The sequence below is a fragment of the Kitasatospora sp. NPDC085879 genome (genome assembly GCF_040686255.1).
Classification (GTDB): Bacteria; Actinomycetota; Actinomycetes; order Streptomycetales; family Streptomycetaceae; genus Kitasatospora.
In genome coordinates this window covers 166,791-190,100 of the sequence record NZ_JBFBJZ010000008.1, presented here as the reverse complement: position 1 = coordinate 190,100, position 23,310 = coordinate 166,791, and the positions used below count along the sequence as shown (strand labels likewise).

Below are 23,310 nucleotides of genomic sequence, written 5' to 3'. Positions count from 1 at the left end.
GTTTCCTTGCTCGCCCGTGTGCAAGTATTGGCGTGAGGTCGGCTCGCGCGAAGGAGTCGCCATGGAGAGGAAGGGCACGTCATGGGGGAGTCCGCCGAGTCCGTGGTCCGGCGCAGTCACGCCCGGTCCAACCGGGCCCGCATCCTTGCCGTCGCCCGCCAGGAGTTCGGCGCGAACCCGGAGGTGACCCTCGACGAGATCGCGCGTGCCGCCGGCGTGGTGCGGCGCACGCTCTACGGGCACTTCAACGGACGTGCGGCGCTGCTGGAGGCGCTCGCCGACGAGGCCTCGCAGGCCCTGCGGGACGCGCTGGCCGTCGCAACCGCGCCGACCCGCCCCGTCGAGGGGCCCGAGCGCTCGCTGGCCCGGCTCGTCGTCGGAATCTGGCAGGTCGGGGACCGCTACCGGGTGCTGCTGTCGCTGGCCCTCCAGGACCTGGGGGTCGAACGGGTCGAGGAGTTGCTGAGGCCGGCGCGGCACGCGGTCGTCGCGGCCGTGGAGCGCGGTCAGGATGCGGGGGTGTTCCACCGTCACCTGCCGGCCGCCGTCCTGGGATCGGCGCTGGAGGCGCTGACCCTGGCCCTGCTGGAGGCCGTCAACGCCGGAGCCTGGGAGGATCCCGCCGGAACGGCCACCGCCACCGAGACCCTGATCGCCCTGGGGGTGCCGACGGAGACGGCTGCGGATGTGGCGCGAGACGTGTCGACGGTGGACGGTCCGGCCCGCTGACCCCGGTCGGCCCCACCCCGGGCCCCGCCCGGCCCGAGGCCACCCGGCCTGAATCGGCAGCAGATGTGATGAACCCATCACATCTGTACGAACCGGTTTACGATGTGCTCATGCCCGAGCAGCCCAGCACCTCCTCCCCGAACCGGTTCGAGCGCCGCCGAGCGGCGACCCGCCAGGCGCTGATCGCGGCCGCGCGGCAGATCCTCGCCGAGCGCGCGGACGGCGACGGGGAGGTCAGCATCCAGGAGATCGCCGAGCGGGCCGACGTCGGCTTCGGCTCGTTCTACAACCACTTCTCCTCCAAGGGCGAGCTCTTCGACGCGGCCGTCGGCCAGGCCTTGGAGGAGTACGGGACGGCGCTGGACACCGTCGCCGGCGGCATCGAGGACCCGGCCGAGACCTTCGCCGCCAGCGTCCGCCTGACCATTGCCATGGTGGAGTCCCACCCGGAGATCATGCGGATCCTTCGGCGGAGCGGACTCGGCCACATCCACTCCGACAGCGGGCTCGCCCCGCGGGCGCTGCGGGACATCGAGAAGGCGGCGGCGTCCGGCCGCTTCTCCGTCGCGGACCCGCAGGTCGCCCTGGCCGCGGTGGGCGGGGCGCTGCTCGGCCTGATCGATCTCCGGCTGCGCCACCCGGAGCGCACCGCCTCCGACGCCGGTGAGCAGATGGCGGAGCTGGTCCTGCGGATGCTGGGCATGGCAGTCGAGGACGCGCGCGAGATCGCCCGGCGGCCGCTGCCGGCCACCCCCGCGTAGCGCGGAGGGTCCCGGCCGGGCGGGGCCGGGTCACCCGCGGACGACCGGGGTGACCGTGCGGTCCGGCTGATGGACGGCATCACGACCCGGCATTGCGACGGACCGGCGTCCGCACCCCGGCGTCCGCACCCCGGCCTCCACGCCCCGGCCTCCGCACCCCGGCCTCCACGGCCCGCCGCCGGGGCCAGGCGCGTGTGGGACGTGACATCGGCGCGGGGGAGAGGGCTCCTTTCATCGCGTTCGGACGGATATGTGCATGTGGCAGAAACGACCTCGGCTTCGCATGCCCAGCAATCTGATTGTTTCATCAGTGTTGACGGCTCTTGACGAATGGCAGCATCAAGGCTGATGGTTGTATCAGTTATCCGATCGCAGCAGCCCGGCCGCGCATCCGCACCGAGCGCACGGACGCAGGAGAGCCAATGAGCATCGCCGTCGTACGGACCAGCACCGGATGGTGGGTGGAGGACGCGGCCGGCAGGTGGCACGCGATCGCCACCCGGGCCGCGACCACCGCCGAACTGCTGGCCGACCGCACCGCAGTCGACGCGGCCGCCCGGCAGGCCGCGGCCGGCCTCGCGGGCGAGGAGCCGGCGGGCGGCGAGTTGTCGTCCCCGGTCACCACGCCCTGCCGGGTCGTCGCGCAGATGGTCAACTACCGTTCACATGCCGTGGATTCGGGCTTCGACCCGGACACCGTCCCGCCCGCGTTCTTCCGCAAGGCCTCGGGCTCCGTCAGCGGCCCGTTCGACGACGTCATCCGCCCGGCCGGTGTCCGCTTCCTCGACTACGAGGTCGAGCTCGGCCTGGTGATCGGCGCCCACCTGCCGATCGGCACCGAGGTCACCGAGGCGAACCTCGCCGACTACGTACACGGCCTGGTCGTCGCCAACGACATCAGCGCCCGCGACCTCCAGCTGCCCAAGACCCAGTTCTACGAGAGCAAGTCCTACCCGACCTTCACCCCGCTCGGCCCCCGACTGGTCCTCACCGACGCCGCCGACCTCGCCCGCTTCGCCGAACTACGGCTGACGCTCCAGGTCAACGGTGTCACCCGGCAGGACCACGGCACCACCGACATGATCGTGCGCCCCGCCCGGGCGCTGAGCCTGCTCGCCCGGTTCCAGACCCTGCAGCCCGGAGACGTGCTGCTCACCGGCACCCCCGGCGGCACCGCGCTCAAGTCCCCCGGCAGGCTCGCCGCCACCCTCGGCGCCCTGCTGCCGCCGCACAAGCGCTGGCAGGTCTTCTTCGGCCGCCAGGCGAAGAACCCCGACTACCTGCAGCCCGGCGACGTCGTCACCGCCCGCATCGCCACCGCCGACCGCGCGATCGACCTCGGCGAACAGCGCACGGTCGTGCGCGCCCACTGACCACCCTCCCCACCTCCGACCCCGCGAAGGCGCACGGTGCCGATCATGACCACCCCGCTGCTCTGGCCCGCCTACGAGACACCCGCGGACCTGACCGCCGTCGAAGCCGTACCGCTGAGCGAGCGCGGCCTGCCCGGAACCACCTACGAGACCCTGCTGCGCGCCGCCGACCGGTGGCCCGACCGGCCCGCACTCCACACCCTGCCCGACGCCGAGCGGTACCTGGATCCGCTCACCGTGACCTTCGCCCACCTACTGGGCCGGGTGCGGAGCAACGCCAACCTGTTCCGCGCGCTCGGCGTCACCCGCCGCTCGGCGGTCGGCCTGCTCTCGCCCAACACCGCCGAGCTGCCCGCCGCCCTGCTCGGCGCGCAGACCGCTGGTATCGCCGCACCCGTCAACCCGGGCCTGGCCGCCGAACACGTCGAGCAGCTGCTGCGGCGCAGCGGTGTCCGCGTCCTCGTCGCCGCCGGCCCGCAGCTGGACGCCGAGGTGTGGCGCACGGCCCGTCAGGTCGCCACCTCGCTCGGGCTGGACGCCCTGCTGGCCCTCGCGCCGACCCGCGCCGAAGGGCCCGCGCCGGATCTGGAACCGCTGGCGGGCACCGAGGTCGGCTACCTCCGCGAGCTGGCCGACGGTCACCCCGACGACCGGCTGGACGGCATCGAGCCGCCGAGCGCCGACGACCTGGCCGCGTACTTCCACACCGGCGGCACCACCGGCACCCCCAAGCTCGCCGCCCACACGCACCGCAACGAGGTCACCGACGCGTGGATGATCGCGGCGACCACCATGCCGGACGCCGACTCGGTGATGCTCGCCGCGCTCCCGCTCTTCCACGTCAACGCCCTGGTCGTCACGCTGCTGGCGCCGTTGCTGCGCGGCCAGCAGGTGGTGTGGGCGGGGCCGCTGGGGTACCGGGAGCCCGCCCTGTACGGCGTGTTCTGGAAGCTGGTCGAGCACTACCGGATCGCTGCGATGTCCGCCGTCCCGACCGTCTACGCCGTTCTCGCGCAGATCCCGGTCGACGCGGATCTCTCCACCCTGCGGTTCGCCGCCGTAGGCGCGTCCCCGCTGCCTGCCGCCGTCCGCGCGGCGTTCGAACACCACACCGGGGTCCCGCTCTGCGAGGGCTACGGCCTGACCGAGGCCACCTGCGCCTCCGCCCGCAGCTTCCCCGCCCACCACCGCCCCGGATCGGTCGGCCAGCGCCTGCCGTACCAGCGGGTCAAGACGGTGCGGATCGACCCGGACACCGGCCGGTGGCAGGACCTGCCGGTCGGTCAGGTCGGCACGCTGGCGATCGGCGGCCCCACCGTGTTCGCCGGATACGTCGCCGGGAGCACGGCCGACGGGCCGCGGCTGGAGCACGCCGGCAAGGTCGTCGACGGCTGGCTGGAGACCGGCGACCTCGCGCGCGTCGACGAGGACGGCTTCGTGTACCTCGTCGGCCGCGCCAAGGACCTGATCATCCGGGGCGGGCACAACATCGACCCCGCCGCGATCGAGGACGCCCTGCTGGCCCACCCGGACGTCACCGGCGCCGGAGCCGTCGGAAGGCCCGACATCCACGCCGGGGAGGTACCGGTCGTCTACGTCACCCTCGTCGCCGCATCCCCGGCCCGGCCCGCCGACCTGCTCGCCTGGGCCGCCGACCGGGTACCCGAGCGCGCCGCGGTGCCCAAGGAGGTGGTCGTCCTCGGGGCGCTGCCGCTGACCGACGTCGGCAAGCCGTACAAGCTCGGCCTGCGCATGGACGCCGCCCGCCGCGTCGTCCACGCCGAACTCGCCGCGCTGGCACCGGACATCACGCTCGACGACATCACGTGCACGCCGCTGGACGGCGGCATCCGCGTCCTGGTGCCCCGCCCCGGCGACGAGACCCGGCAGCGCGAGGTCGCCGCCGCCCTGGACCGGTACGCCCTCGACTGGCAGTACGCGACCTGACCTCCGACCGCTCGACATCCGCCCGCCCGCGCCGGCGGGCCCGACCGACCTCGTCCTGCCGGCCGTCGGCTGACCCGCGGCCGACGACCCCACCCACCCCTCAAGCCCCCACTCGCCGAGGAACGCCATGAGCCGCGTCGACGTCCACCATCACGTTCTCCCACCGCAGTACACCGCCTGGCTGCGCGCCAAGGGCATCGACGCCTCCGGCGGACGCGAACTGCCCGACTGGAGTCCGAACAGCGCCCTCGCGCTGATGGACGGCTACCGCGTCCGCACGGCCGTCCTCTCGCTGTCCACCCCCGGCACCTGGCTCGGCGAAGGCCTCGAAGCCGCCCGGATGGCCCGGGTCGTCAACGAGTACAGCGCCGAACTGGTCAAGGACCGCCCGGACCGCTTCGGCTTCCTCGCCACCGTGCCGCTGCCCGACCTCGACGCCGCGCTGGACGCCGCCACCCACGCGCTGGACGACCTCGCCGCCGACGGGGTGTCCCTGCTGGCCAACAACGGCGGTGTGTACCTCGGCGATCCCGCGCACGACGACCTGCTCGCCGAACTCGACCGGCGCGGCGCGGTGGTCCACGTCCACCCCTCCGACCTGCCCGCTCCGCCGGTGCCGGGCATCCCGCCGTTCGCCGCGGACTTCCTGCTGGACACCACCCGTGCGGCCGCCAACCTCGTCCTGCACGACGTCCCGCGCCGCTACCCCGACCTGAAGATCGTCCTCTCGCACGGCGGCGGCTTCCTCCCGTACGCCTCGCACCGGATCGCCGCCGCGCTCTTCGCCGAGACCGGCCGCGGCCTGGACCAGATCTTCGAGGACCTCGCGGGCTTCTACTTCGACACCGCGCTGTCCTCCAGCCCCGCCGCGCTGCCCAGCCTGCTCGCGTTCGCCCGCCCGGGACACGTGCTGTTCGGCAGTGACTGGCCGTTCGCCCCCGAAATCGCCGTCGCCCACTTCAGCGGCGAACTCGACCGGTACGACGGCCTCGACCGGGAGAGCCTGGCCGCCGTCAACGCCGGCAACGCCCTTGCCCTCTTCCCCCGCCTGGCCTGACCCCCACCCTCGGAGCACCCCATGAACGACCTCGAAGTACCCGTCCTGATCGTCGGCGGCGGCGGAGCCGGCCTCACCGCGTCCATGCTGCTCAGCACCATGGGCATCGAGTCCCTGCTGGTCAACGCCTGGCCCGGCACCTCGATCCTCCCCAAGGCCCACGTGCTCAACCAGCGCGCGATGGAGATCATGCGCGACGTGGGCACCGCCGAGGCGATCTACGCCGCCTCCGCCCCCGCCGCCAACATGTCCCACTCCGGCTGGTACGTCGGCCTGAACGGCGACAGCGAGGACCACGGCCGCCGGCTGGTCCGGATGGAGGCCTGGGGCGGCGGCGGCAGCTCCCCGGACTGGCTCGCCGCCAGCCCCGAACGACAGGCCAACCTCCCGCAGATCCGCCTGGAGCCGCACCTGCGGGCCCGCGCCGAGCAACTCGCCCCCGACGGAGTGCGCTTCAACCAGGAGCTCACCGCATTCGAGCAGGACGGTGACGGCGTCACCGCCATCGTCACCGACCGGGGCACCGGCGAGAGTTACCGGGTCCGCGCCCGGTACGTGATCGGCGCCGACGGCGGCCGCACCGTCGGCCCGGCGCTCGGCATCCGGCAGGAGGGCCTGCGCGACGTCGCCCGCATGGTCTCCTTCCACATCACCGCCGACCTCTCCCGGTGGGCCCGCGACCCGGAGGTGCTGATCCGCTGGATGTGGCTGCCCGGCATCGGCGCCGGAGGCGTGCTCGTCCCGATGGGTCCCGACCACTGGGGCCCGGACTCCGAGGAGTGGGTCTTCCACCTGCACTACGGTCCGGACGACAGCCGTGCCCTGGACGACGAGGCCGTGCTCGCCGACATGTACGCCGGCCTCGGCATCCCGGCCGACGCGGTCACGGTCCACATGATCTCCAGATGGTCCGTCGAAGGCGTGACCGCGGACCGCTTCCGCGACGGCCGGGTCTTCCTGGCCGGCGACGCCGCGCACCGCCACCCGCCCACCGGCGGCCTCGGCCTCACCTCCGCCATGCACGACGTGCAGAACCTCACCTGGAAGCTCGCCGCCGTCCTGAAGGGCCACGCCGGTGAGGAGCTGCTCGACACCTACGAGGCCGAGCGCCGCCCCGTTGACGCCCGCAACGTCCAGCGCGCCCTGGAGAACGCGCTCAACCAGCTCCACATCAACTCCCTGTTCGGCGGCGGTCCGCAGGCCGACGAGGAGGAGAACTGGGCACAGGCCCGGCGGCTGTGGAGCCGGGAGGCGGACGACACCGCGTTCCGCCGCACCTTCCTGCGCACCGTCGCCGCCCAGTCGATGGAGTTCAACGAACTCGGCGTCGAGTTCGGCTACACCTACGACTCCGCCGCCGTCGTCCCCGACGGCACCGAGGCGCCGCACAACCCCGACCCCGTCCGCCTCTACCGGCCCGCCGCCCGCCCCGGCCACCCGCTGCCACACGCCCTCCTGCACGACGAGGACGGCGCCGAACTCGCGCTGGCCCGGCTGGTGCGGCCCGGCCGTTTCCTCCTGATCGCCGGTGAGGACGGCCAGGCCTGGTGCGACGCCGCAGAAAAGATCGCCGCCCGCACGGGCCTCCCGCTCGACGCCGTCCGCATCGGCCACGTCGAGGGTGACCACCGCGACCTGCGCTCCACCTGGACCCGCGACCGCGGCCACGCGACCGACGGGGCCGTCCTCGTCCGCCCGGACCGCTTCATCGGCTGGCGTGCCGCGAACACCGACGGCGACCTCGCCGCCGACCTCGCCGCCGCGCTCGACACCCTGCTCGCACGGTAGACCGCCACCGCCGCCCCACCGTGCGCGCCCCGCCGGCCGCTGCCACGGCCGGCGGGGCACCCCGAAGCCACCACCCGCCCCCGGTGAACGGAACCCGACCATGAACGACACCACCCCCGCGGACGCCCACCAGGGCCTGCACAGCGAGCAGGGCGCGCTGCGCGGCGAACACCCCGGCCGCGCACCCCAGCCCGTCATCAAGGTCACCGACATCGCCTGGCTGGAGTTCACCAAACCGGATCTCGGCCGCGCCGAGACCTTCGCCCGCGACTTCGGATTCACCGTCGACGCCCGCAGCGATGACGCCCTGTACCTGCGCGGCGCCCTGGCCGGTACGCACTGCCTGGTGATCCGCAAGGGGCCCGGCTCCCGGTTCATCGGGCCCGCCTTCAAGGCCGCCGACGCGGACGACCTGAACCGCCTCGCCAGGGCCACCGGTCGCAGCGTCCGCCCGATCGCCGACCACGGCGGCGGCCGGTGCGTCGACCTCCTCGACCCCTCCGGCCTGCCGGTCCGCGTGGTGCACGGCGTCCAGGAGCTGCCCGCCCTGCCCGTCCAGCAGCCCCTGGTCGTCAACACCGGCACCGCCGTCGCCAGGTTCAACGCCACCCAGCGCCCCGAGCACGCCCCCGCCCGGATCGAGCGGCTGGGTCATCTCGTCCTGTCCACACGGGTCTTCCGCCGCGCCCTCGACTGGTACCTCACGCACCTCGGCCTGATCGTCAGCGACTTCCTCTACCTCGACGGCCAGCGAGACCGCGGCCCCACCATGGCCTTCATCCGCTGCGACCTCGGCAGCCGCCCCGCCGACCACCACACCCTCGCCATGCACCTCGGCCCCGAGACCGGGTACGTGCACTCCGCCTACCAGGTCGCCGACCTCGACGCACTGGCCGCCGGCGGCCGGTACCTCGGTGAACGCGGCTACCGCCGCTCCTGGGGCATCGGCCGCCACATCCAGGGCAGCCAGATCTTCGACTACTGGCGCGACCCGGACCACCTCATGCTCGAACACTTCACCGACGGCGACCTCTTCGACTCCACCCTCGAACCGGGCTGGGCCACCATGTGCACCTCCGGCCTCTCCCAATGGGGGCCGCCCGCCACCCGCGACTTCCTCGGCAGCACCCCCTCCCCGCGTCTGCTCCGCGAGGCGATCACCGCCCTCCGCGAGGACAACGAGATCGACCGCCGCCGCCTGCTCGGCCTGATGAAGGCACTCTCCTCGTGAACACCCCCGTCGCCGCACCCGAGCACGTGCCCGTCGTGGTCATCGGCGCCGGGCCCACCGGCCTGACCGCCGCCACCCTGCTCGCCCGTCAGGGCGTACCCGTCCTCGTCCTGGAGCGTCATCGCGCCCCCTATCCGCTGCCGCGCGCCGTCCACCTCGACGACGAGGTCCACCGCATCCTCCAAGCCGTCGGAATCCACCGGGAGTTCAGCGCGATAAGCCGCCCAGCCCGCGGTATGCGCCTGCTCGACGGCAGCCACCGGGTACTGGCCGAGTTCCGGCGCGACGGCAGCTGCGGCGAGCACGGCTTCCCGCAGGCCAACATGTTCGACCAGCCCGAGCTGGAACAGCTGCTCCGGGACAATCTCAGGCACCACCCGTTGGTGACCCTGCGGGGCGCCACCGAGGTGACCGCCATCGTCACGCCACCGCACGACGTCACCGGCCCGGTCCGGCTGACCGTCCGCGACGAGGACACGGGCGCGGTCCGCACCCTGCTGGCCGACGCCCTGCTCGGCTGCGACGGCGCCAACAGCCCCACCCGCGCCGCGATCGGCTCCCGCATGCGGGAACTGGCCGCCCCCCAGCAGTGGTTGGTCGTCGACATCAGCTGCCGACCGCCACTGCCCGCCTGGGAGGGCGTCCACCAGGTCTGCGACCCCGGGCGTGCCGCCACCTACATGCGGATCGGCGAGGACCGCTACCGCTGGGAGTTCCGCCTGAGCCCGGGGGAGAACCCCGACACCCTGACCGACCGGGCCCGCCTGCTCCGCCTCGTCGCCCCGTGGACCACCGGCATCCCCGAGGACGAGTTGCGCGTCCTGCGGACCGCCGCCTACACCTTCCGGGCGCAGATCGCCGATCACTGGAGCCGCGGTCGCACCTTCCTGCTCGGCGACGCCGCCCACCTCACCCCGCCGTTCATCGGCCAGGGCATGGGCGCCGGCCTGCGCGACGCACACAACCTCGCCTGGAAGCTCGCCCGTGTCCTCGGTGGCCGCGCCCCGGACCGGCTCCTCGACAGCTATCAGGCCGAACGAAGGCCCCATGCCCAGCAGTTGATCCGCACAGCCGTCGTCATCGGCACCCTGATGACCGGCGGCGGTCCCCGCTTCGCGATCGCCCGCGGGGCCGTCCTGCCGGCCGCATCCCGCCTTCCCGGTGTCTCCACCCTCGCCCTGTCCGGCCTCTCCCCGGCGCTGCGGCCGGGGCCGCTGGTCCACCGCCGCCGACGCCCGGGCCACCCCCGCATCGGGACTCTCTGCCCCCAGCCCCGTGCCGAGGGGGACGGCATCCTCCTGGACGACCGCCTGGGCACCTCCTTCGCCCTGATCACCACCGGTCCGCCCGGGCCCGCCCTCACCCGGCTGGCCCAGGCCCTGGATGCCCGGATCACCACCCCGGCCGACCTCGGCGACGACGGCACCATCGCCCGCTGGATGGGCGGTGCCGCGGCCGTACTGCTGCGGCCCGACCGCGTGGTGCTGGCCACCGGCCGCAGGCCCGGCGGTGCGGATCTGGCGGCCGGCGCCGACGTGTGGGCGCCGCTGCTGGAGGCCCGGACGGCGGGCTGATCCAGGTCTCCGCGACGTGGGGACAAGGTCCGGCCCGGCGGACGGTCGTCCACCGGGCCGGACCTTCGTTCGGTGCAGCGGGCCGCAGTGGAGGGATTCGACCGGCCGGGTCAGCAGTCCCGGATGACGGTGCCGTTGTTGTCCTTGGCTTCGTCGTTGCCCCACTTGGAGAGGTAGTACGCCGAGACCCATTGGCCGGCCGGGCCGACGTCCGGGTCGGTCTTCAGCCACCAGTGGTTGAAGCTGCTGCCGTTGCGGATCTCGCGTCCCCACGCCTTGCAGAACACGTAGTTGGTGCCCTGGTAGAGCGTGCCGGTGCTCGTCGTACTGGTCGGGGAGCCGTACACCGACGCGTTCGCGAAGGTGTCCACCCAGTACCGGCCGCCGCCGGGGGGAGGGGTCGAGCCGCCGGGGCCGTAGAGGCGGATGGTGCCGTAGTAGTCGCCGTGCGAGGACAGTGCGGCCACCTGCACGTGGCCGCCGGAGTACGGTGCCTCGGCGATGTAACCCTGGCCCAGGTAGATCGCCACATGATGGATGGTGGACGGCGTGTTCCCGTAGAACACCAGGTCGCCCGGGAGCAACGGGCCCGTCCCGTCGCCCCGGTAGAATCTGGCCACCGCACGCGAGGAGGTCCACTGCGTGGTGGTGACACCGTTGATGACGTCCGTGCCCACGGCCAGGTAGTAGGCGTAGCGGACCATGCCGGAGCAGTCCAGGCCCTTCACGTGGCAGTCGTCGGGGGCGCCGTTGGACGCGTCGCAGATCCCGTACGACGGGCCCGGCTGTCCGCCGTGGCCGCCGCCCCACGAGTACGGCGTGCCGATCAGGCTGCAGGCCGCGTTCACCGCCGAGTTGGCCTGCGGCGCGGCACCCGAGGAGAGGACTCCGCAGGCGGGCGCCGCATGGGCCGGCTGCGCGCCGGCGAAGAAGACGGCGAGGGAGGCCAGTACGGCCAGGAGCGCAGCGAGGCGGAGAACGGGAAGGGCCCGCCGTGGTAACAGGTCAACGCGCGTAGTCACAGGGCATCCTCAATGCTGTGTGCCACAAGTGGCAGCAATGGAAGGGGGGTTGGTGGCGGACATTCAAGCACCGCACCGTCCGACTCCGACAGGCCCGGGTGAAAACAATTTCCGCAAGCACCACCCGCGCCTCGAAGCTCCATTGCTCCCCCACGGGACAGGCACAACACGGGTGCAACCGGCCGCACGGGGCGCGGCAGTGGTCGACCAACAGCCCTGCACCATAAGGACGTTGGTGTCCATGGTTGTGACCGCCACAGTGCGGTGCGGGCGGGGTGTCCGCCCGGATCAGATCAGGCCGTGGTCGCGCGCGTACAGGGCGGCCTGTGTACGGTCGCGCAGGCCGAGGCAGCCGAGGATGCGGGAGATGTGGGTTCTTGACGGTGCCCTCGCCGAGGTAGAGCCGGGCGGCGATCTCCCGGTTCGTCGAGCCGCCCGCGATCAGGCGCAGCACGTCCACCTCGCGTCCGGTCAGGGTGCCGGCCGGCCCCGGCGGGCGGTGACGGCGGCCTCGACCGCCCGGCGCCCGTCGGACGCGGTCCCCACGACGGTGACCCCGGCTGGATGCCCAGCAGGGAGGCGATCCCGATCCCGGGCGCCGAAGGGCCGCCCTGATCGTACGGCGGCATCCGCCTGTTCACCGGGAACGATACGCGGGAGCCCGGCGCGGCGGAGGCCATGTACGCCAGGGCTACCCGAAGGGCTCCGAGGACCTGTGGAAGGCCCACTACAAGACGCTGTGGAACTCCCTGCAGCGCACCATCCGTGAAGAGCTCGACCCCGACTACGACGGCGCCACCCAGGGCGGTACCCGTTCTGCGCCGAAGGGACGGGCGCCGGCTGCGACACCGACCACGACTGCGCCTCCCGGCCCGCGGCCGTCCACGACGCGGTCGGGCGGGTCTCCCTGACCGGCCGGGTCTCCCGGCCCCTGATCACCCTTCAGGGCACCTACGACGTCCTGTTGCCGATCAACCGGACCGGGGACGTGTACGACAGGATGGTCACCGACTCCGGCCGCGGAGACCTGCACAGGTACTACCGGATCGAGAACGGCACCCACACCGACGGCTTCTACGCCGTCGCACCGAAGGTCGTCCGGCCGATGCAGGCCTGCTTCACGGCAGCCTTCGACGACCTGGTGGAGTGGACCCGGAAGGGCTTCACCCCGCCGCCCGGCCACACCGTGCCGCTGCCCACCGGCACGGCCGCCACCGCCACCGGCTGCGATCTCTGAGGCGAACGGCGCCCGACCTGCCCCGGGCCGTCCGACTCGGCGCGGCGAGACTCACCCGCCGGGACGAGCCGGCGAGGGATTCGCCTCCCTCCCGCCGTTGTCGGCGAGCCGGGCGAGGAGCGTGGTCTGGTCGCCGAGGCCGGAGACGTAGCTTCCGCCGGGGCCGTAGGCGGCGACGGCCTGGTGGTACTTGATCAGCAGCGACCCGCGATAGGCGTCGTCATCGGGTGTACTGCCGATCCAGAGGAAGATGCGCAGATCGCCGAACGGATCGTGGCCGGCGGCGATGACGTGGCCGGGCGGGGTGGTGTCGTCGGTGCCGGTCCAGTGGAGGGTGAGGTCGGCGACGCGGAACTGCACAGTTGTCTCCTCGGTGGTGTGTCCGGCCGCCCGGGTGACGATCACCCGCTCCGGCTCCCGGCAGCGTACGGGCTGCGTCTCCCACGCGGGCTGCTGTCCGTCGGAGAACCGCCGGCGCCGGCCCGCACGCCCACCGCCGCACGTTCGGCCGACGCGGTCCCGCCCGGCGCCGCGGGACGGGGGGAGCTCGGCGGGGCCGGGCCCCGCCGAGCTCGGGAGGTCAGGCCGTGGCCGGACCGGACGTCAGGCCGTTCGGCCTCCGGTCGATCACCGTGCGGAGTTTGCCGCTGGTGGGGGTCCGTTCGAAGGCGGTGGTGGGGGCCCTTTCGACGGTGCAGGTGAGCAGTCCCTCGGCGACGGCGGAGCCCAGTTCGGGGACGGCGGTGAGGAAGGCGGCGCGGGCGGTCCCGGGGTCGGGGGCGTAGCGCTCGTCGAGGCGGACGGTGACCCGTTCGCGGTCGACGTCGGTGTCCAGGAGGAGCTGGAGTTCGCCGCGGTAGCCGAGGTGCTCCTCCGCGACCTGGCCGAGGCGTCGGACGTTGAGGAAGTAGGTGCCGACGCGGACGACGTCGCCGTGGCGGCCGAGGAGTTCGATCCGGGGGGCGTGGCTGCCGCAGGGGCAGGGGCCGTCCACCGTGCGGCCGAGGTCGCCGATCTGGTAGCGCTCCAGGCGCTGGCCGGCCCGGGTACGGGTGGTGAAGACGAGTCGGCCGGGCTGTCCGGCGGCCACCGGGCGGTCGGCCTCCGGGTCCAGGATCTCCAGGGTGTGCAGCTCGGTCAGGACGTGGTGGACCGACCCCTCGGCATGGGTGCACTGGTAGCCGAGCGGCCCCAGGTCGGTGCTGCCGTAGGCGGCCGAACGGATCACCTCGACGCCGAACTCCTCGGTGAGCACCCGGCGTTGCTCGGCGGTGAAGTGCTCGCCACCGTAGAACACCTTGCGGATCCCACCGTACGCGCGCAGCGCGTCGCGCTGGGCGTGGAACAGCTGCCACAGGTAGGAGGGCATGCCGAACACGGTGTCCGCCCGGTACGTCACCAGGGCCTCGGCGGTGGCGGCGTGGTCGGGGCCGGCGGCGATCGGGAGCTGGGTGGCGTTGAGCCGCTCCAGGATCGAGAAGAAGCTGATGAAACTGCCGTACATGCCGCCGCAGTAGAAGAGGTTGGCGGCGCGGTCCCGGGCCGGGTTGAATCCCGCGGCGAGGAGGCCGTGCGCGGAGGCCCGCATCTGGGTGTCGTAGTCGGCGTTGGTGAACACGGACAGGGCCGGGGCCCCGGTGCTGCCGCCGCTGCGGAAGTACAGCTGGGCGTGGTCCGGTGCGAGGGTGCGCAGTTGCTCCTGCACCCCGGCCTTGTCGAGCAGCGGGCCGCCGGGCGCGGCGGGGACGGGCTCGGGGCCGGCCAGGTCGTCCAGGCAGGCGGTGGTGGCGAAGGTGTCGTCCGCGCGGACGGCGACCCGGCGGCTGTACCGCTGCAGGGCGTACACGCCGTCGTGGGGTTCGCCGTGGTAGCTGTCGAGCATCCCGCCGACCGGGGTGACCCGCAGGACGCCGGCGGCGACGACCGCCTGCGAGAGCCGGGCGACGTCGGCGCGGCTGCCGCCGATCGCGGCGGTCTGCAGGTAGCGCCGCATCGGTCGAAGGACGGTCATGACGGAGGCGCGGGGGAGTGGCTTGACCCAGATGCTGCGGTGGAGCGGCGAGGCGGCGAGCGCGGGCCGGGTGTCGGCGAGGACGCGCCAGGAGCCGTCCTCGGCGGCGATCACCCGGGTGAGGCCCAGGTGCTCCTCCAGCCGGGCGACGAGTTCGGTGGTGGTGATCTCGGCGTGCTCGGCCGGGTCGGGTTCGGGCCGGGACGAGGCGGCCGACGCGTCGGCGAGATGGACGGCGAAGCGCTCGGCGAAGGCGAAGACCTCGTCCTCGTCCTCGGTGTCGAGGTAGACCACCTGCGGGCTGGAACAGGCCTGTTGCTCGAAGCGGCAGACGTCGGCGGCGAGCGCGTCCAGCACCGCCGGGTCCGACCAGGTGTCACGGGTCAGGTAGGCGAGCGAGATCCGGTGCCCCCACTCGACGAGGCGGCAGCCGGGCGGGACGAGTTCGGCGACCGATCGGACGGCCTCCTCGCCGCCCCAGACCGCCACCGCGTCGGCGGGTTCGCAGAGCAGCCGCAGCCAGTCGGTGCGGGCGGAGGGGAAGCGCAGCACGACGATCCGTCGGGCGAGTGCGCCGGTGGGGTCGGCGGCGGCCAGTTCGGCGAGCAGGTGCTGGGCGAGCAGGGTGTCGCCGCTGCTGGTCTTGAGCACGTTGAGGTTGCCGGTGAGCAGGCCCTCGACGACGCTCAGCGGGGCGACGGCGGCGGCGTTGCCGGGGGCGATGTGGACCAGCAGGCCGACCGGCGCCCAGGCCTCGAAGACCGTGTCGCGAGCGTCGGGCCGGGTGAACCGCTCGGGGCGCAGCCCGCCGAGTTCGCGGCGGAGCTTGCGTTCCAGGGCGGGGCGGGCGATGGCACCGGCGATCTCGGCGAGGGTCGCCGCGGCCTCGTCCAGGTCGCCGTTGCCGGAGGCGAGTTCGGCGAGCAGACGGGTGTGGGCGGGGTCGCCCGGGGTGCCGAGGGCGTCGGCGAGGCGTTCGCAGGCGGCCAGCACCAGCTCGGTGGGCAGCGGTTCGGCGAGGGCCTGCGCGGCGAGTGCGGGCAGGTCGGCGAGCCGCCGGGCGGCCTCCTCGTCGTCGACGAACGAGCCCTGCCAGAGGTGCGGTCGGGTGGTCACGACATTCCCTTCATGAGTTCGGCGGCGGCCGCCGCGCAGGTCCGGTTGCGGCTGACCCCGGCGCGGCCGTGGACGGTGAACCACGGCGTCGGCAGCGGGCAGGGGCACTCCTGCGCGGGGTGTAGCGAGGCCAGGTCGCCCATCACGACGCTCTGCGCCGGCACCGAGGTGATGTACGGGGAGACCAGGTGGAGGAAGCCGCGTTCGCCGTACGGCAGCGGCTCCAGGGTGCGGGTGTCGCGCACGGCCGCCCTCGACCAGACCGGGACGTGCAGCCGGTGGTGCCCGCACTCGATGTACGGCACGCAGTGCTCGACCGAGCCGAAGGTGTCGCGGATCCGCTCGGAGGGGACACCGAGCCGCTCGGTGACCTCGGCGTAGAACTCGTCCTTGCCGATCTGCCGGTCGGTGTGGCCCTTCCAGCCGCCGCCGAGCAGCACCAGCGAGCCGGCGGGCAGTCGGAGCGGCGGCAGGCCGAGGGCGCGCATCCGCTCCAGGGTGAAGTGCAGGAAGGCCGGGAAGCCGAGGATCCGCACCGGCAGCCCGTCGGCGGCGTACCGCCGCAGCGCCTCGATGCAGCCGTGCACGTCGAACTCGTGGCCGCTGCCGGTGTGCCGCAGTGCGTGCGCGGTGTCGTTCGCCGGGGCGAAGTCGCACAGGTAGTTGTCGGTGAACGAGGTGCCGAGCTTCAGCTGCGGGGCCGGTTCGTAGCTGTACAGCAGGTAGTTGACGGGCCGGTCGGGGGTGATCCAGCCGTAGTGGTCGAAGATCCGGGCGACCATGCGCTGGGCGGAGCGGATCGTCCAGGTGTCGAAGAACATCTGCGACTTCTGGCCGGTGGTGCCGGAGGAGGTGAGGTGGAGGAACACCTCCTCCCGCGGGATGGACAGCACCTCGTGGCGCTTGAAGAAGTTGGCGTGCACCAGCGGTGTGCGGATCCCCGCGCCGACGGTCGGCGCCGGGGTCTCCGCCGGGCCGTCCAGCAGCGAGCGGAGGAACGGCGAGCGCTGCGCGTGCCAGGCGTTGGTCTCGGCCATCGCGGCGGCGAACAGCGCGTCGGCCTCCGGACCGGCGGCGTACGGGGTGGCCAGGTCGCACAGCTGCTGCAGGTGCGGGAGCGCGGCGGGGTCGGGGACCTCGACCGGCGCGAGATGGGCGTTCACGGGATGGACGGTCACGGGGCAACCTCGGGAAGGGGTAGGTAGGTCGAGGTCCAGGCGGTCAGGTAGGCCAGCAGGTACGGCTGGAGCCGGTCGCTGACGGCCGTGGTCCGGAAGTCGATCTGACGGCTGGTCCGGGACAGCACGACGTAGTCGTGGAACCGCTCGCCGATCCGGCGCATCGCCGGGTAGACGGCGCTCGGGATGAACCCGGCGGCGAGGAAGGCGTGCAGCGCGGCGGTGTCGGCCAGCGGCAGCAGCGTCTCGACGTAGTCGGCGCCCGCGCGGGTGACGGCCGCCATCAGCGGCTCCAGCGCCCCCGCGACAGCCGCCGGCGACGGGTGCACGGCGACCAGCGAGCAGCTCGCCGCGACCGGGTCCAGGTCGGCGTACGCCTCGAACGCGCCGTCCGGCGGCGTGAGGACGGCGTTCGGCACGTGCAGGGGGAAGAACCGCTCCGCCGGGTCGGGGAACAGCTCCAGGAAGCGGCGGCGGACGAAGCCGGGCGCGGTGACCAGCTCCATCGGCGCGGTCGACGGCGCTCCCGGCCCGGCAGGCCGGGACGGGCCGTCCACGGCGAGCGGGCGGCCGTGGTCGAGGCCGGTGCTGCGGCCGGCCGCCTCCAGCAGCGGGACGAGGGCACCCGGCACGGCGTCGACGGTCTCCCGCCGGGCCAGTACGCCGTCGGCGTGCCGGGCGAACAGCGCGAGGCTCTCGCACCCGGCCACCTCGACCGCGTTCGGCAGCAGGCCGAGGGCCTGGAATCCGTTGCGGGCGAAGACCTGCTGCGGGCCCGGGGTGACCACCCGGACGGTCGCGTACACCGAGTCCAGGGCGCCGGTCGCGAAGGCGTCCCGGCACACCGCGGCGGTCAGCCGCCCGGCCAGTCCGCCGCCCCGCTGCTCCGGGTGGACGGCCAGACCGACCAGCTTGCCGATCCGGCTGCCGGGGTCGGTCTGCACCGCGACGGATCCGACCGGCTGACCGGTGCGTTCCTGGCGGGCCGTCAGCCAGTGGGTGTGCGGGTCGGCGATCAGGCGGCGCATCTCCCGGGGGTCGCTGCCGAGGGCGACCGGGTAGCCGTGGCCGTAGACGTCGAAGTACAGCTGCCGCAGCTGCGCGACGTCCTGCGCGGCGGCGGGGGCGATCGTCACCGTCATCGCGCGCCCCCGACCGGCTGCGGGGCCGGTACCTCGTGGGCCGGGGCCGGCTCGCGTCGGCCCGTCCACCACAGCGCGGCGGCGACCGGCAGCACGCCGAGCCCCTGGACGAGGCAGAGCGTGCGCGGCGAGAGATGGTCGCCGAGCAGGCCGAAGACCAGCGAGGAGACCGGGAAGGTCGCCCCGAGCAGCGCCTGCATCACCGCGAAGAAGCCGGGCCGGTCCTCGGCCGGCACCGTCCGCTGGAACAGCGCCACGAAGCGGACGCCGATCACGCCGACGCACCAGCCGGCCACCGCCATGGACGCGAGCGCCGCGATCCGGCCGGCGGCCAGGCCGGGCAGGCCGAGTGCGGCGGCCATCAGGCCGAGGCAGCCGGCGCCGACCGCGGTCGGAGCGCCCGGGAGGCGGCCGCCGGTGGCCGAGCCCGCCAGGGTGCCGAGCCCGAGGGCCGCCTCCAGGGCGGCGACGGTCGAGCCGTCGGCGTGCAGCACCGCCCGGGTGTACAGCGGCATCACCACGAACACGGCGGTGGTGAAGAGGTTCGCCGCGGTGAAGCAGAGCAGCACCCGCCGGACGAAGGGCAGACCGGCCAGGATGCGCCGCAGCGGCCGCCGTTCGGCGCTCGCACCGCCCTCGGCAGCGGCCGTCGCGGGGAACCGGGTCGCGCCGATCAGCGCGGCCGCCAGCAGGTAGGCGCCGGCGCATCCGGCGACAATGCCGCCCAGGCCCGCCGCGTCGACCACCAAGGGGCCGAGCAGCCCGCCGGCCAGCCCGGCCAGGGACTGGGTGGCGAGCTCGAACCCGGTCGCGGCCTCGATGTCGGCGTCCTCGACGAGGTCGGGGACGGAGGTGGTCAGGCAGGGGTCGAAGATCGCCTGGCAGCCCGCCAGCAGCAGGGCGGTGCCGTACACGGCCGCCATCGGCGGCGCCGCGGCGTACGTCCAGCCGGCCGTGCCGAGGGCGACCAGGCCCGCGACGGCGGCCGCGGCACCGAGCACCGTCCGGTGCGGGCAGCGGGCGACGAGCGCCGACACCAGTGGCGCCAGCGCCACCGCGGGCAGCGTGCCGACGGCGAGCAGCAGGCCGGAGGCGAGCCCGCGGTCCGCGCCGGCGGCGTAGCCCACCAGCCACCACACCGCGCCGACCTGGAACATCCGTCCGGCGGCCTGGGTGAGCACCTGCGCGGCCCAGACGGCGCCGAAGCGACGGTTGCGCAGGACGAGCGGCAGGCGGCGCGCGGCCGCCCCGGTGGCCGTCACGAGTGCGGCCGTTCGTCGAGGACGCGGACCAGCTTGCCGGTCCGCGTGTTGACGGCGAGTTCGTGGTGGCGGACCCAGTCGACCGACAGCGGGTGGACGTGGCCGGCGGTGACCGCCTCGGGGTACAGCGGACGGGCCGCGTGGAGCGCGGCCACCACGGACGCGGACAGCTCGGCGAGCCCGGCGGGGTTGCCGTCGTAGGCGAGGCGCAGCACCAGCCCGTCCCGGCCGTCCCAGCGGCGCACCACCAACTGCACGCCGGCGATGCGGCCTTCCGGGTCGGTGGTCCGGACGAGGTCGAGGACGTCCTGGGTGTAGAGCGAGACCGGGCCGACCCGGACGCCCTCCTCGGCCCGGCCGAGGATGCGGAACCGCCCGGCGGCGGCGTCGGTCCACTCCGCGCGGTCGCCGACGGGGTAGCGCAGGACGGGCATCAGCCGCCGCCGCAGGTCGGTCACCACGACGCGGCCGGGCACGCCCTCCCGGGTGATCGGCTCACCGGTGTGGTCGTCGAGGATCTCCACCACCGTCTCCGGTGCGAACACCCGGTGCACCCGGGTGTCCGCCCCCGGCACCGGGCGGCCGAGCAGCCCGGCGTCGACGGCGGCGTAACCGATGGACGACACCCGGGCGTTGGGGAACACCTTGCCCAACAGCGGCTGCTGGTCCTGGTAGAGGCCCTCGCCGCCGAACAGCAGCAGTTCCACGTGCGGGAGTTCGAGGCCGGAGGTGAGGAGGTGGTCGGCCAGCGCGCACAGCGTCGTCGGGGTGCCGGCCACCACCTCGGCGCCGAACTGCTCCAGGGTCCGCGCGGTCGACTCCAGCGGCGCCGCTCCGCCGATCGGGAGCCGGACGTTGGCGACCGGCGAGCGGTGCAGCGCGTCGAGGACGAAGGTGTGACTGGCGTACAGGTCACCGGCGTAGAAGAGATCGGCGACCCGGTGACCCGGCCGCAGACCGGCGTCGACCAGCCCGGCGCCGAACGAGGTGGTGAACTCCCGCCACTCGTCCCGGCTGTAGTACGAGAACTTCGGCGAGCCGGTGGTGCCGCCGCTCTTGAAGACCACGGCCTCCTCCAGCGGGCCGGTCAGCAGCCGGTTGCCGCGGGGCGTGTTCGCCTGCCAGAACGCGGCCTGCGGAACGACCGGTAGATCGGTCAGCCGTTCCGTCCGGTCGGGCAGGCCGGAGTACAGCTCGGCATAGAAGGGTGAATTGCGGCGGACGAAGCGGATGAGTTCCGCTGGTGGGTGAACGGGCATCGATTCCTGCTTTGAGGCATGCGAGGGTGGAGCGAGATCGCGACGTGGCGACCTCGCCCGAATGGTCGGACGCGAAGGGGGCCGACAGTCCGCGGAGTTCGGAATTCACCGGTACCCGGCGGCGGCCACTGGATCGGAAACGATCGATCGTCGGGCCGCGCTGGTCCGGATGCGCGCGGATCGTCAGGCAGTTGACACGAAGTGAGGAGTGCGGGGCCTCCCGTTCGATGAAACAGAGGCTAGCACCTTCATGCGCCTTCGGATTCCATCATGTGAGATCCCCGGGGGTGCCGTGAGAGCGCTGCCTGAGCCTCAATCAGCGGTTTTCCGGCCGACCGGAATGCGGTGGTGAGTTACGTCTCAGGTGCAACGCGGTTCCGCTGTGGGCGGCCGGATTTCTCGCACATTCTGCAGTTGAAGGAGAAACATTTCAGGTGCGTCCGCCGGATTGCGGTGCGGATGCCGGAATTGCCACCCGCCATTCGGCGGGTGAGGCCTCCGCCGATCGGCGGGATGGCCGGACGCGGCCCGGGAGCCGTGCTCCGGGCCGCGTCCGGCAGGACCGGTCCTCCGGTCACCCGTCGGACCGCGCTGCGACCGCGGACCGTCCGGCCGGCACCGGCCGTGGTGCGGCCTGCGGGCCCGCGTCCGTCGGCGGGGCCGTCCGGCGAGGTGCGAGCAGCGCCGAGACGATGCCCAGGGCGGCGAGTGCCGCGCCCACCCACAGGGCCGGCCGGAAGGCGTCGACGAAGGCGTCGGGCGTGCCGTAGACGCCGGGGCCGGTGAACACGGCCGCGAGCACGGCCACGCCGAAGACTCCGCCGAGTTCACGGATCGCGCTGTTCGCCCCCGAGGCGACCCCGGCCTCCTGCGGCGGGACGGCGCCCATCACCGCGTTGGCCACGGTCGGGAAGCACATCGACGTGCCGACCCCGGCGACCGTGAGGGCGATGCTCAGCTGCGCGTAGCCCATGCCGGGGTCGGCGATCGCGGCGACCCAGCCGAGCCCGGCGGCCTGCAGCGTCAGGCCGGCGGCCATGAACGGCCGGTTGCCCCACCGCTCCGAGAGGGCGCCCGCGATGGGGGCGACCACCATGGGCGTCGCCGTCCACGGCAGGATCCACAGGCCCGCGGCGAGCGGCGAGTTGCCGAGCCCGACCTGCAGGAACTGCGACATCAGGAAGAGCGCGCCGAACAGTGAGGCGTACATGAAGAAGCTGACGCCGTTCGCCGTGGCGAAGCCCCGCAGACGGAAGAGGCCGAGGGGAAGCATCGGGTAGCGGGTCCGCCGCTGCCAGGCGAGGAAGCAGGCCACCAGCGCCGCTCCGGCCAGCAGGGAGAGCACCACCTCGGCGCTGCCCCAGCCGACGGTGTTCGCCCGGACGAGCCCCCAGGTCAGGCCGAGGAACCCGGCTCCGGCCAGGGCGAGTCCGGGGAGGTCGAGGCGGGGCCGCGGGCCGAAGCTCTCGGTCAGCCGGCGCAGCGCGAGCGGGGCCAGCACGAGCCCGATCGGAACGTTGAGCCAGAAGATCCACTGCCAGTCGAGGCCGTCGGTGATGGCGCCGCCGACCACCGGCCCGGCGGCGACGGCAAGGCCCGCGATGCCGCCCCAGAGCCCGATCGCCGCCCCGCGCTTCTCGGCGGGGAAGGCCTGGCTGATCAGGGTGAGGGTCAGCGGCATCACGATCGCCGCGAAGCCGCCCTGCACCGCCCGGGCCGCGATCAGCGCGCCGACGGACGTCGAGAGCGCGGCCGCGGCCGAGGCGGCGGAGAAGCCGAGGAGTCCGACGGCGAACATCCGCCGCCGGCCGAACCGGTCGCCGAGTGCCGCCCCGGTCAGCAGCAGGCAGGCGAAGGACAGGTTGTAGGCGTTGACCGTCCACTCCAGATCGGTGAGTTTCGCGCCCAGGTCGACCCGCAGCACCGGCAGTGCGGTGGTGACGACCAGGGTGTCGAGGGCGACCATGAACAGGCCGAGGGACGCCAGGACCAGGGTCCACGTCTGGTGCGGCCGACCGGCGGCCGGTGCACGGGGCCCGGGGGCGTGCGGGGTGGCTGCGGGGGGCATGGGATGCGCTCCTTGCGGATCGGGTGCCGGAATCGGTCTCACTGGACCGACGGACGACCGGGCCACGGATCGACAGGAACCGCCGGAAAACGTCCCAGGACGGAGAATTGCCCGGGAAAGGTGTCGATCCGGGCGGGCGCCGACCGTCGGCATGACGGGAGGGCCCGGCCGGCGGGCCCGATCGAGAAGGGATCGCGTCATGGCGCAGTACCTGATCCTGGTCTACCGGGAGGAAGCCCGGGTGGCCGCCGTCTCCGCGCAGGAGTGGGAGGCGGCGCTCAAGGACCACCTCGCGTTCCAGGAGCGCAACGCGGAGGCCATCCTCGGGGCCAACGCCCTGCACTTCACCGAGACGGCCACCTCCGTCCGCCCCGACGGCTCCGGCGGCCTGGCCGTCACGGACGGGCCGTTCGCCGAGACCAAGGAGGCGCTCGGCGGCTACTACCTCGTCGAGGCCGCGGACCTGGACGAGGCCATCGCCCTGGCCAAGCAGGTCCCGGTCCACTTCGGCGGCGGCGTCGAGGTCCGGCCCGTCCGGGTGTTCGACTGACGGTG

The 23,310-nt window shown here is 73.6% G+C and carries 19 protein-coding genes; 10 read left to right on the top strand and 9 right to left on the bottom strand.

Translation table 11 applies throughout. The features are described 5' to 3' along the window. The first annotated feature begins 81 nt into the window (after nt 1-81). The 8 genes from AB0P35_RS09260 (at nt 82) to AB0P35_RS09225 (ending at nt 10,460) form a co-directional block, all read left to right on the top strand. Nucleotides 82-729, top strand: coding sequence for a TetR/AcrR family transcriptional regulator (locus tag AB0P35_RS09260; RefSeq protein WP_363508529.1), 648 nt, complete (start codon nt 82-84; stop codon nt 727-729). 110 nt (nt 730-839) lie between these two features. Further along, nucleotides 840-1,490, top strand: coding sequence for a TetR family transcriptional regulator (locus tag AB0P35_RS09255; RefSeq protein WP_363508526.1), 651 nt, complete (start codon nt 840-842; stop codon nt 1,488-1,490). A gap of 422 nt (nt 1,491-1,912) precedes the next feature. Next, nucleotides 1,913-2,863 carry a fumarylacetoacetate hydrolase family protein gene (locus AB0P35_RS09250; RefSeq protein WP_363508523.1) on the top strand — a complete coding sequence of 317 codons (951 nt, stop codon included), beginning with the start codon at nt 1,913-1,915 and terminating at the stop codon, nt 2,861-2,863. Between the two features lie 45 nt (nt 2,864-2,908). Beyond that, nucleotides 2,909-4,810, top strand: a complete 1,902-nt coding sequence (locus AB0P35_RS09245; RefSeq protein WP_363508520.1) for an acyl-CoA synthetase — start codon at nt 2,909-2,911, stop codon at nt 4,808-4,810. Between the two features lie 127 nt (nt 4,811-4,937). Further along, nucleotides 4,938-5,867, top strand: coding sequence for an amidohydrolase family protein (locus AB0P35_RS09240; RefSeq protein ID WP_363508517.1), 930 nt, complete (start codon nt 4,938-4,940; stop codon nt 5,865-5,867). Between the two features lie 21 nt (nt 5,868-5,888). After that, nucleotides 5,889-7,655, top strand: a complete 1,767-nt coding sequence (locus AB0P35_RS09235) for an FAD-dependent monooxygenase (protein ID WP_363508514.1) — start codon at nt 5,889-5,891, stop codon at nt 7,653-7,655. A 100-nt stretch (nt 7,656-7,755) separates the two neighbouring features. Further along, nucleotides 7,756-8,886 carry a VOC family protein gene (locus tag AB0P35_RS09230; RefSeq protein ID WP_363508511.1) on the top strand — a complete coding sequence of 377 codons (1,131 nt, stop codon included), beginning with the start codon at nt 7,756-7,758 and terminating at the stop codon, nt 8,884-8,886. Then, complete coding sequence (locus AB0P35_RS09225) at nt 8,883-10,460, top strand: bifunctional 3-(3-hydroxy-phenyl)propionate/3-hydroxycinnamic acid hydroxylase (RefSeq protein WP_363508508.1); 1,578 nt, start codon at nt 8,883-8,885, stop codon at nt 10,458-10,460. Before AB0P35_RS09230 ends, AB0P35_RS09225 begins: the two co-directional genes overlap by 4 nt. A gap of 110 nt (nt 10,461-10,570) precedes the next feature. On the opposite strand, the gene AB0P35_RS09220 is transcribed toward AB0P35_RS09225, so the two are convergent. Both AB0P35_RS09220 and AB0P35_RS09215 read right to left on the bottom strand, forming a co-directional pair. Continuing rightward, on the bottom strand, nt 10,571-11,482 hold the full coding sequence (locus tag AB0P35_RS09220; protein WP_363508505.1) for an NlpC/P60 family protein: 912 nt from the start codon (nt 11,480-11,482) through the stop codon (nt 10,571-10,573). Then, nucleotides 11,466-11,936 carry a hypothetical protein gene (locus AB0P35_RS09215; protein ID WP_363508599.1) on the bottom strand — a complete coding sequence of 157 codons (471 nt, stop codon included), beginning with the start codon at nt 11,934-11,936 and terminating at the stop codon, nt 11,466-11,468. Before AB0P35_RS09215 ends, AB0P35_RS09220 begins: the two co-directional genes overlap by 17 nt. 453 nt (nt 11,937-12,389) lie before the next feature. Here AB0P35_RS09215 and AB0P35_RS09210 point away from each other — a divergent pair, with 453 nt between their 5' ends. Continuing rightward, nucleotides 12,390-12,719, top strand: coding sequence for a hypothetical protein (locus AB0P35_RS09210; RefSeq protein WP_363508596.1), 330 nt, complete (start codon nt 12,390-12,392; stop codon nt 12,717-12,719). A 51-nt stretch (nt 12,720-12,770) separates the two neighbouring features. Here AB0P35_RS09210 and AB0P35_RS09205 read toward each other — a convergent pair whose 3' ends face one another. The 7 genes from AB0P35_RS09205 to AB0P35_RS09175 form a co-directional block, all read right to left on the bottom strand. Further along, a complete protein-coding gene (locus AB0P35_RS09205; protein WP_363508503.1) occupies nt 12,771-13,124 on the bottom strand; it encodes a hypothetical protein in 354 nt (117 codons plus the stop codon). Nucleotides 13,125-13,299: 175 nt separating this feature from the next. Continuing rightward, entirely contained in the window at nt 13,300-15,846 is a 2,547-nt protein-coding gene (locus AB0P35_RS09200) for an acyl-CoA reductase (RefSeq protein ID WP_363508500.1), read from the bottom strand. Then, nucleotides 15,843-17,009 carry an acyl-protein synthase gene (locus tag AB0P35_RS09195; protein WP_363508593.1) on the bottom strand — a complete coding sequence of 389 codons (1,167 nt, stop codon included), beginning with the start codon at nt 17,007-17,009 and terminating at the stop codon, nt 15,843-15,845. Before AB0P35_RS09195 ends, AB0P35_RS09200 begins: the two co-directional genes overlap by 4 nt. Before the next feature lie 11 nt (nt 17,010-17,020). Beyond that, entirely contained in the window at nt 17,021-18,166 is a 1,146-nt protein-coding gene (locus tag AB0P35_RS09190) for a GNAT family N-acetyltransferase (RefSeq protein ID WP_363508497.1), read from the bottom strand. Continuing rightward, on the bottom strand, nt 18,163-19,428 hold the full coding sequence (locus AB0P35_RS09185; protein WP_363508494.1) for an MFS transporter: 1,266 nt from the start codon (nt 19,426-19,428) through the stop codon (nt 18,163-18,165). Before AB0P35_RS09185 ends, AB0P35_RS09190 begins: the two co-directional genes overlap by 4 nt. Continuing rightward, nucleotides 19,425-20,687, bottom strand: a complete 1,263-nt coding sequence (locus AB0P35_RS09180; protein WP_363508491.1) for a phenylacetate--CoA ligase family protein — start codon at nt 20,685-20,687, stop codon at nt 19,425-19,427. Before AB0P35_RS09180 ends, AB0P35_RS09185 begins: the two co-directional genes overlap by 4 nt. A gap of 574 nt (nt 20,688-21,261) precedes the next feature. Continuing rightward, nucleotides 21,262-22,755 carry an MFS transporter gene (locus AB0P35_RS09175; protein ID WP_363508488.1) on the bottom strand — a complete coding sequence of 498 codons (1,494 nt, stop codon included), beginning with the start codon at nt 22,753-22,755 and terminating at the stop codon, nt 21,262-21,264. A 199-nt stretch (nt 22,756-22,954) separates the two neighbouring features. Between AB0P35_RS09175 and AB0P35_RS09170 the strand changes: the two genes are divergently transcribed. Then, nucleotides 22,955-23,305 (top strand): YciI family protein, encoded by a 351-nt coding sequence (locus AB0P35_RS09170; protein ID WP_095876133.1) that lies wholly within the window; start codon nt 22,955-22,957, stop codon nt 23,303-23,305. Nucleotides 23,306-23,310 lie beyond the last annotated feature (5 nt).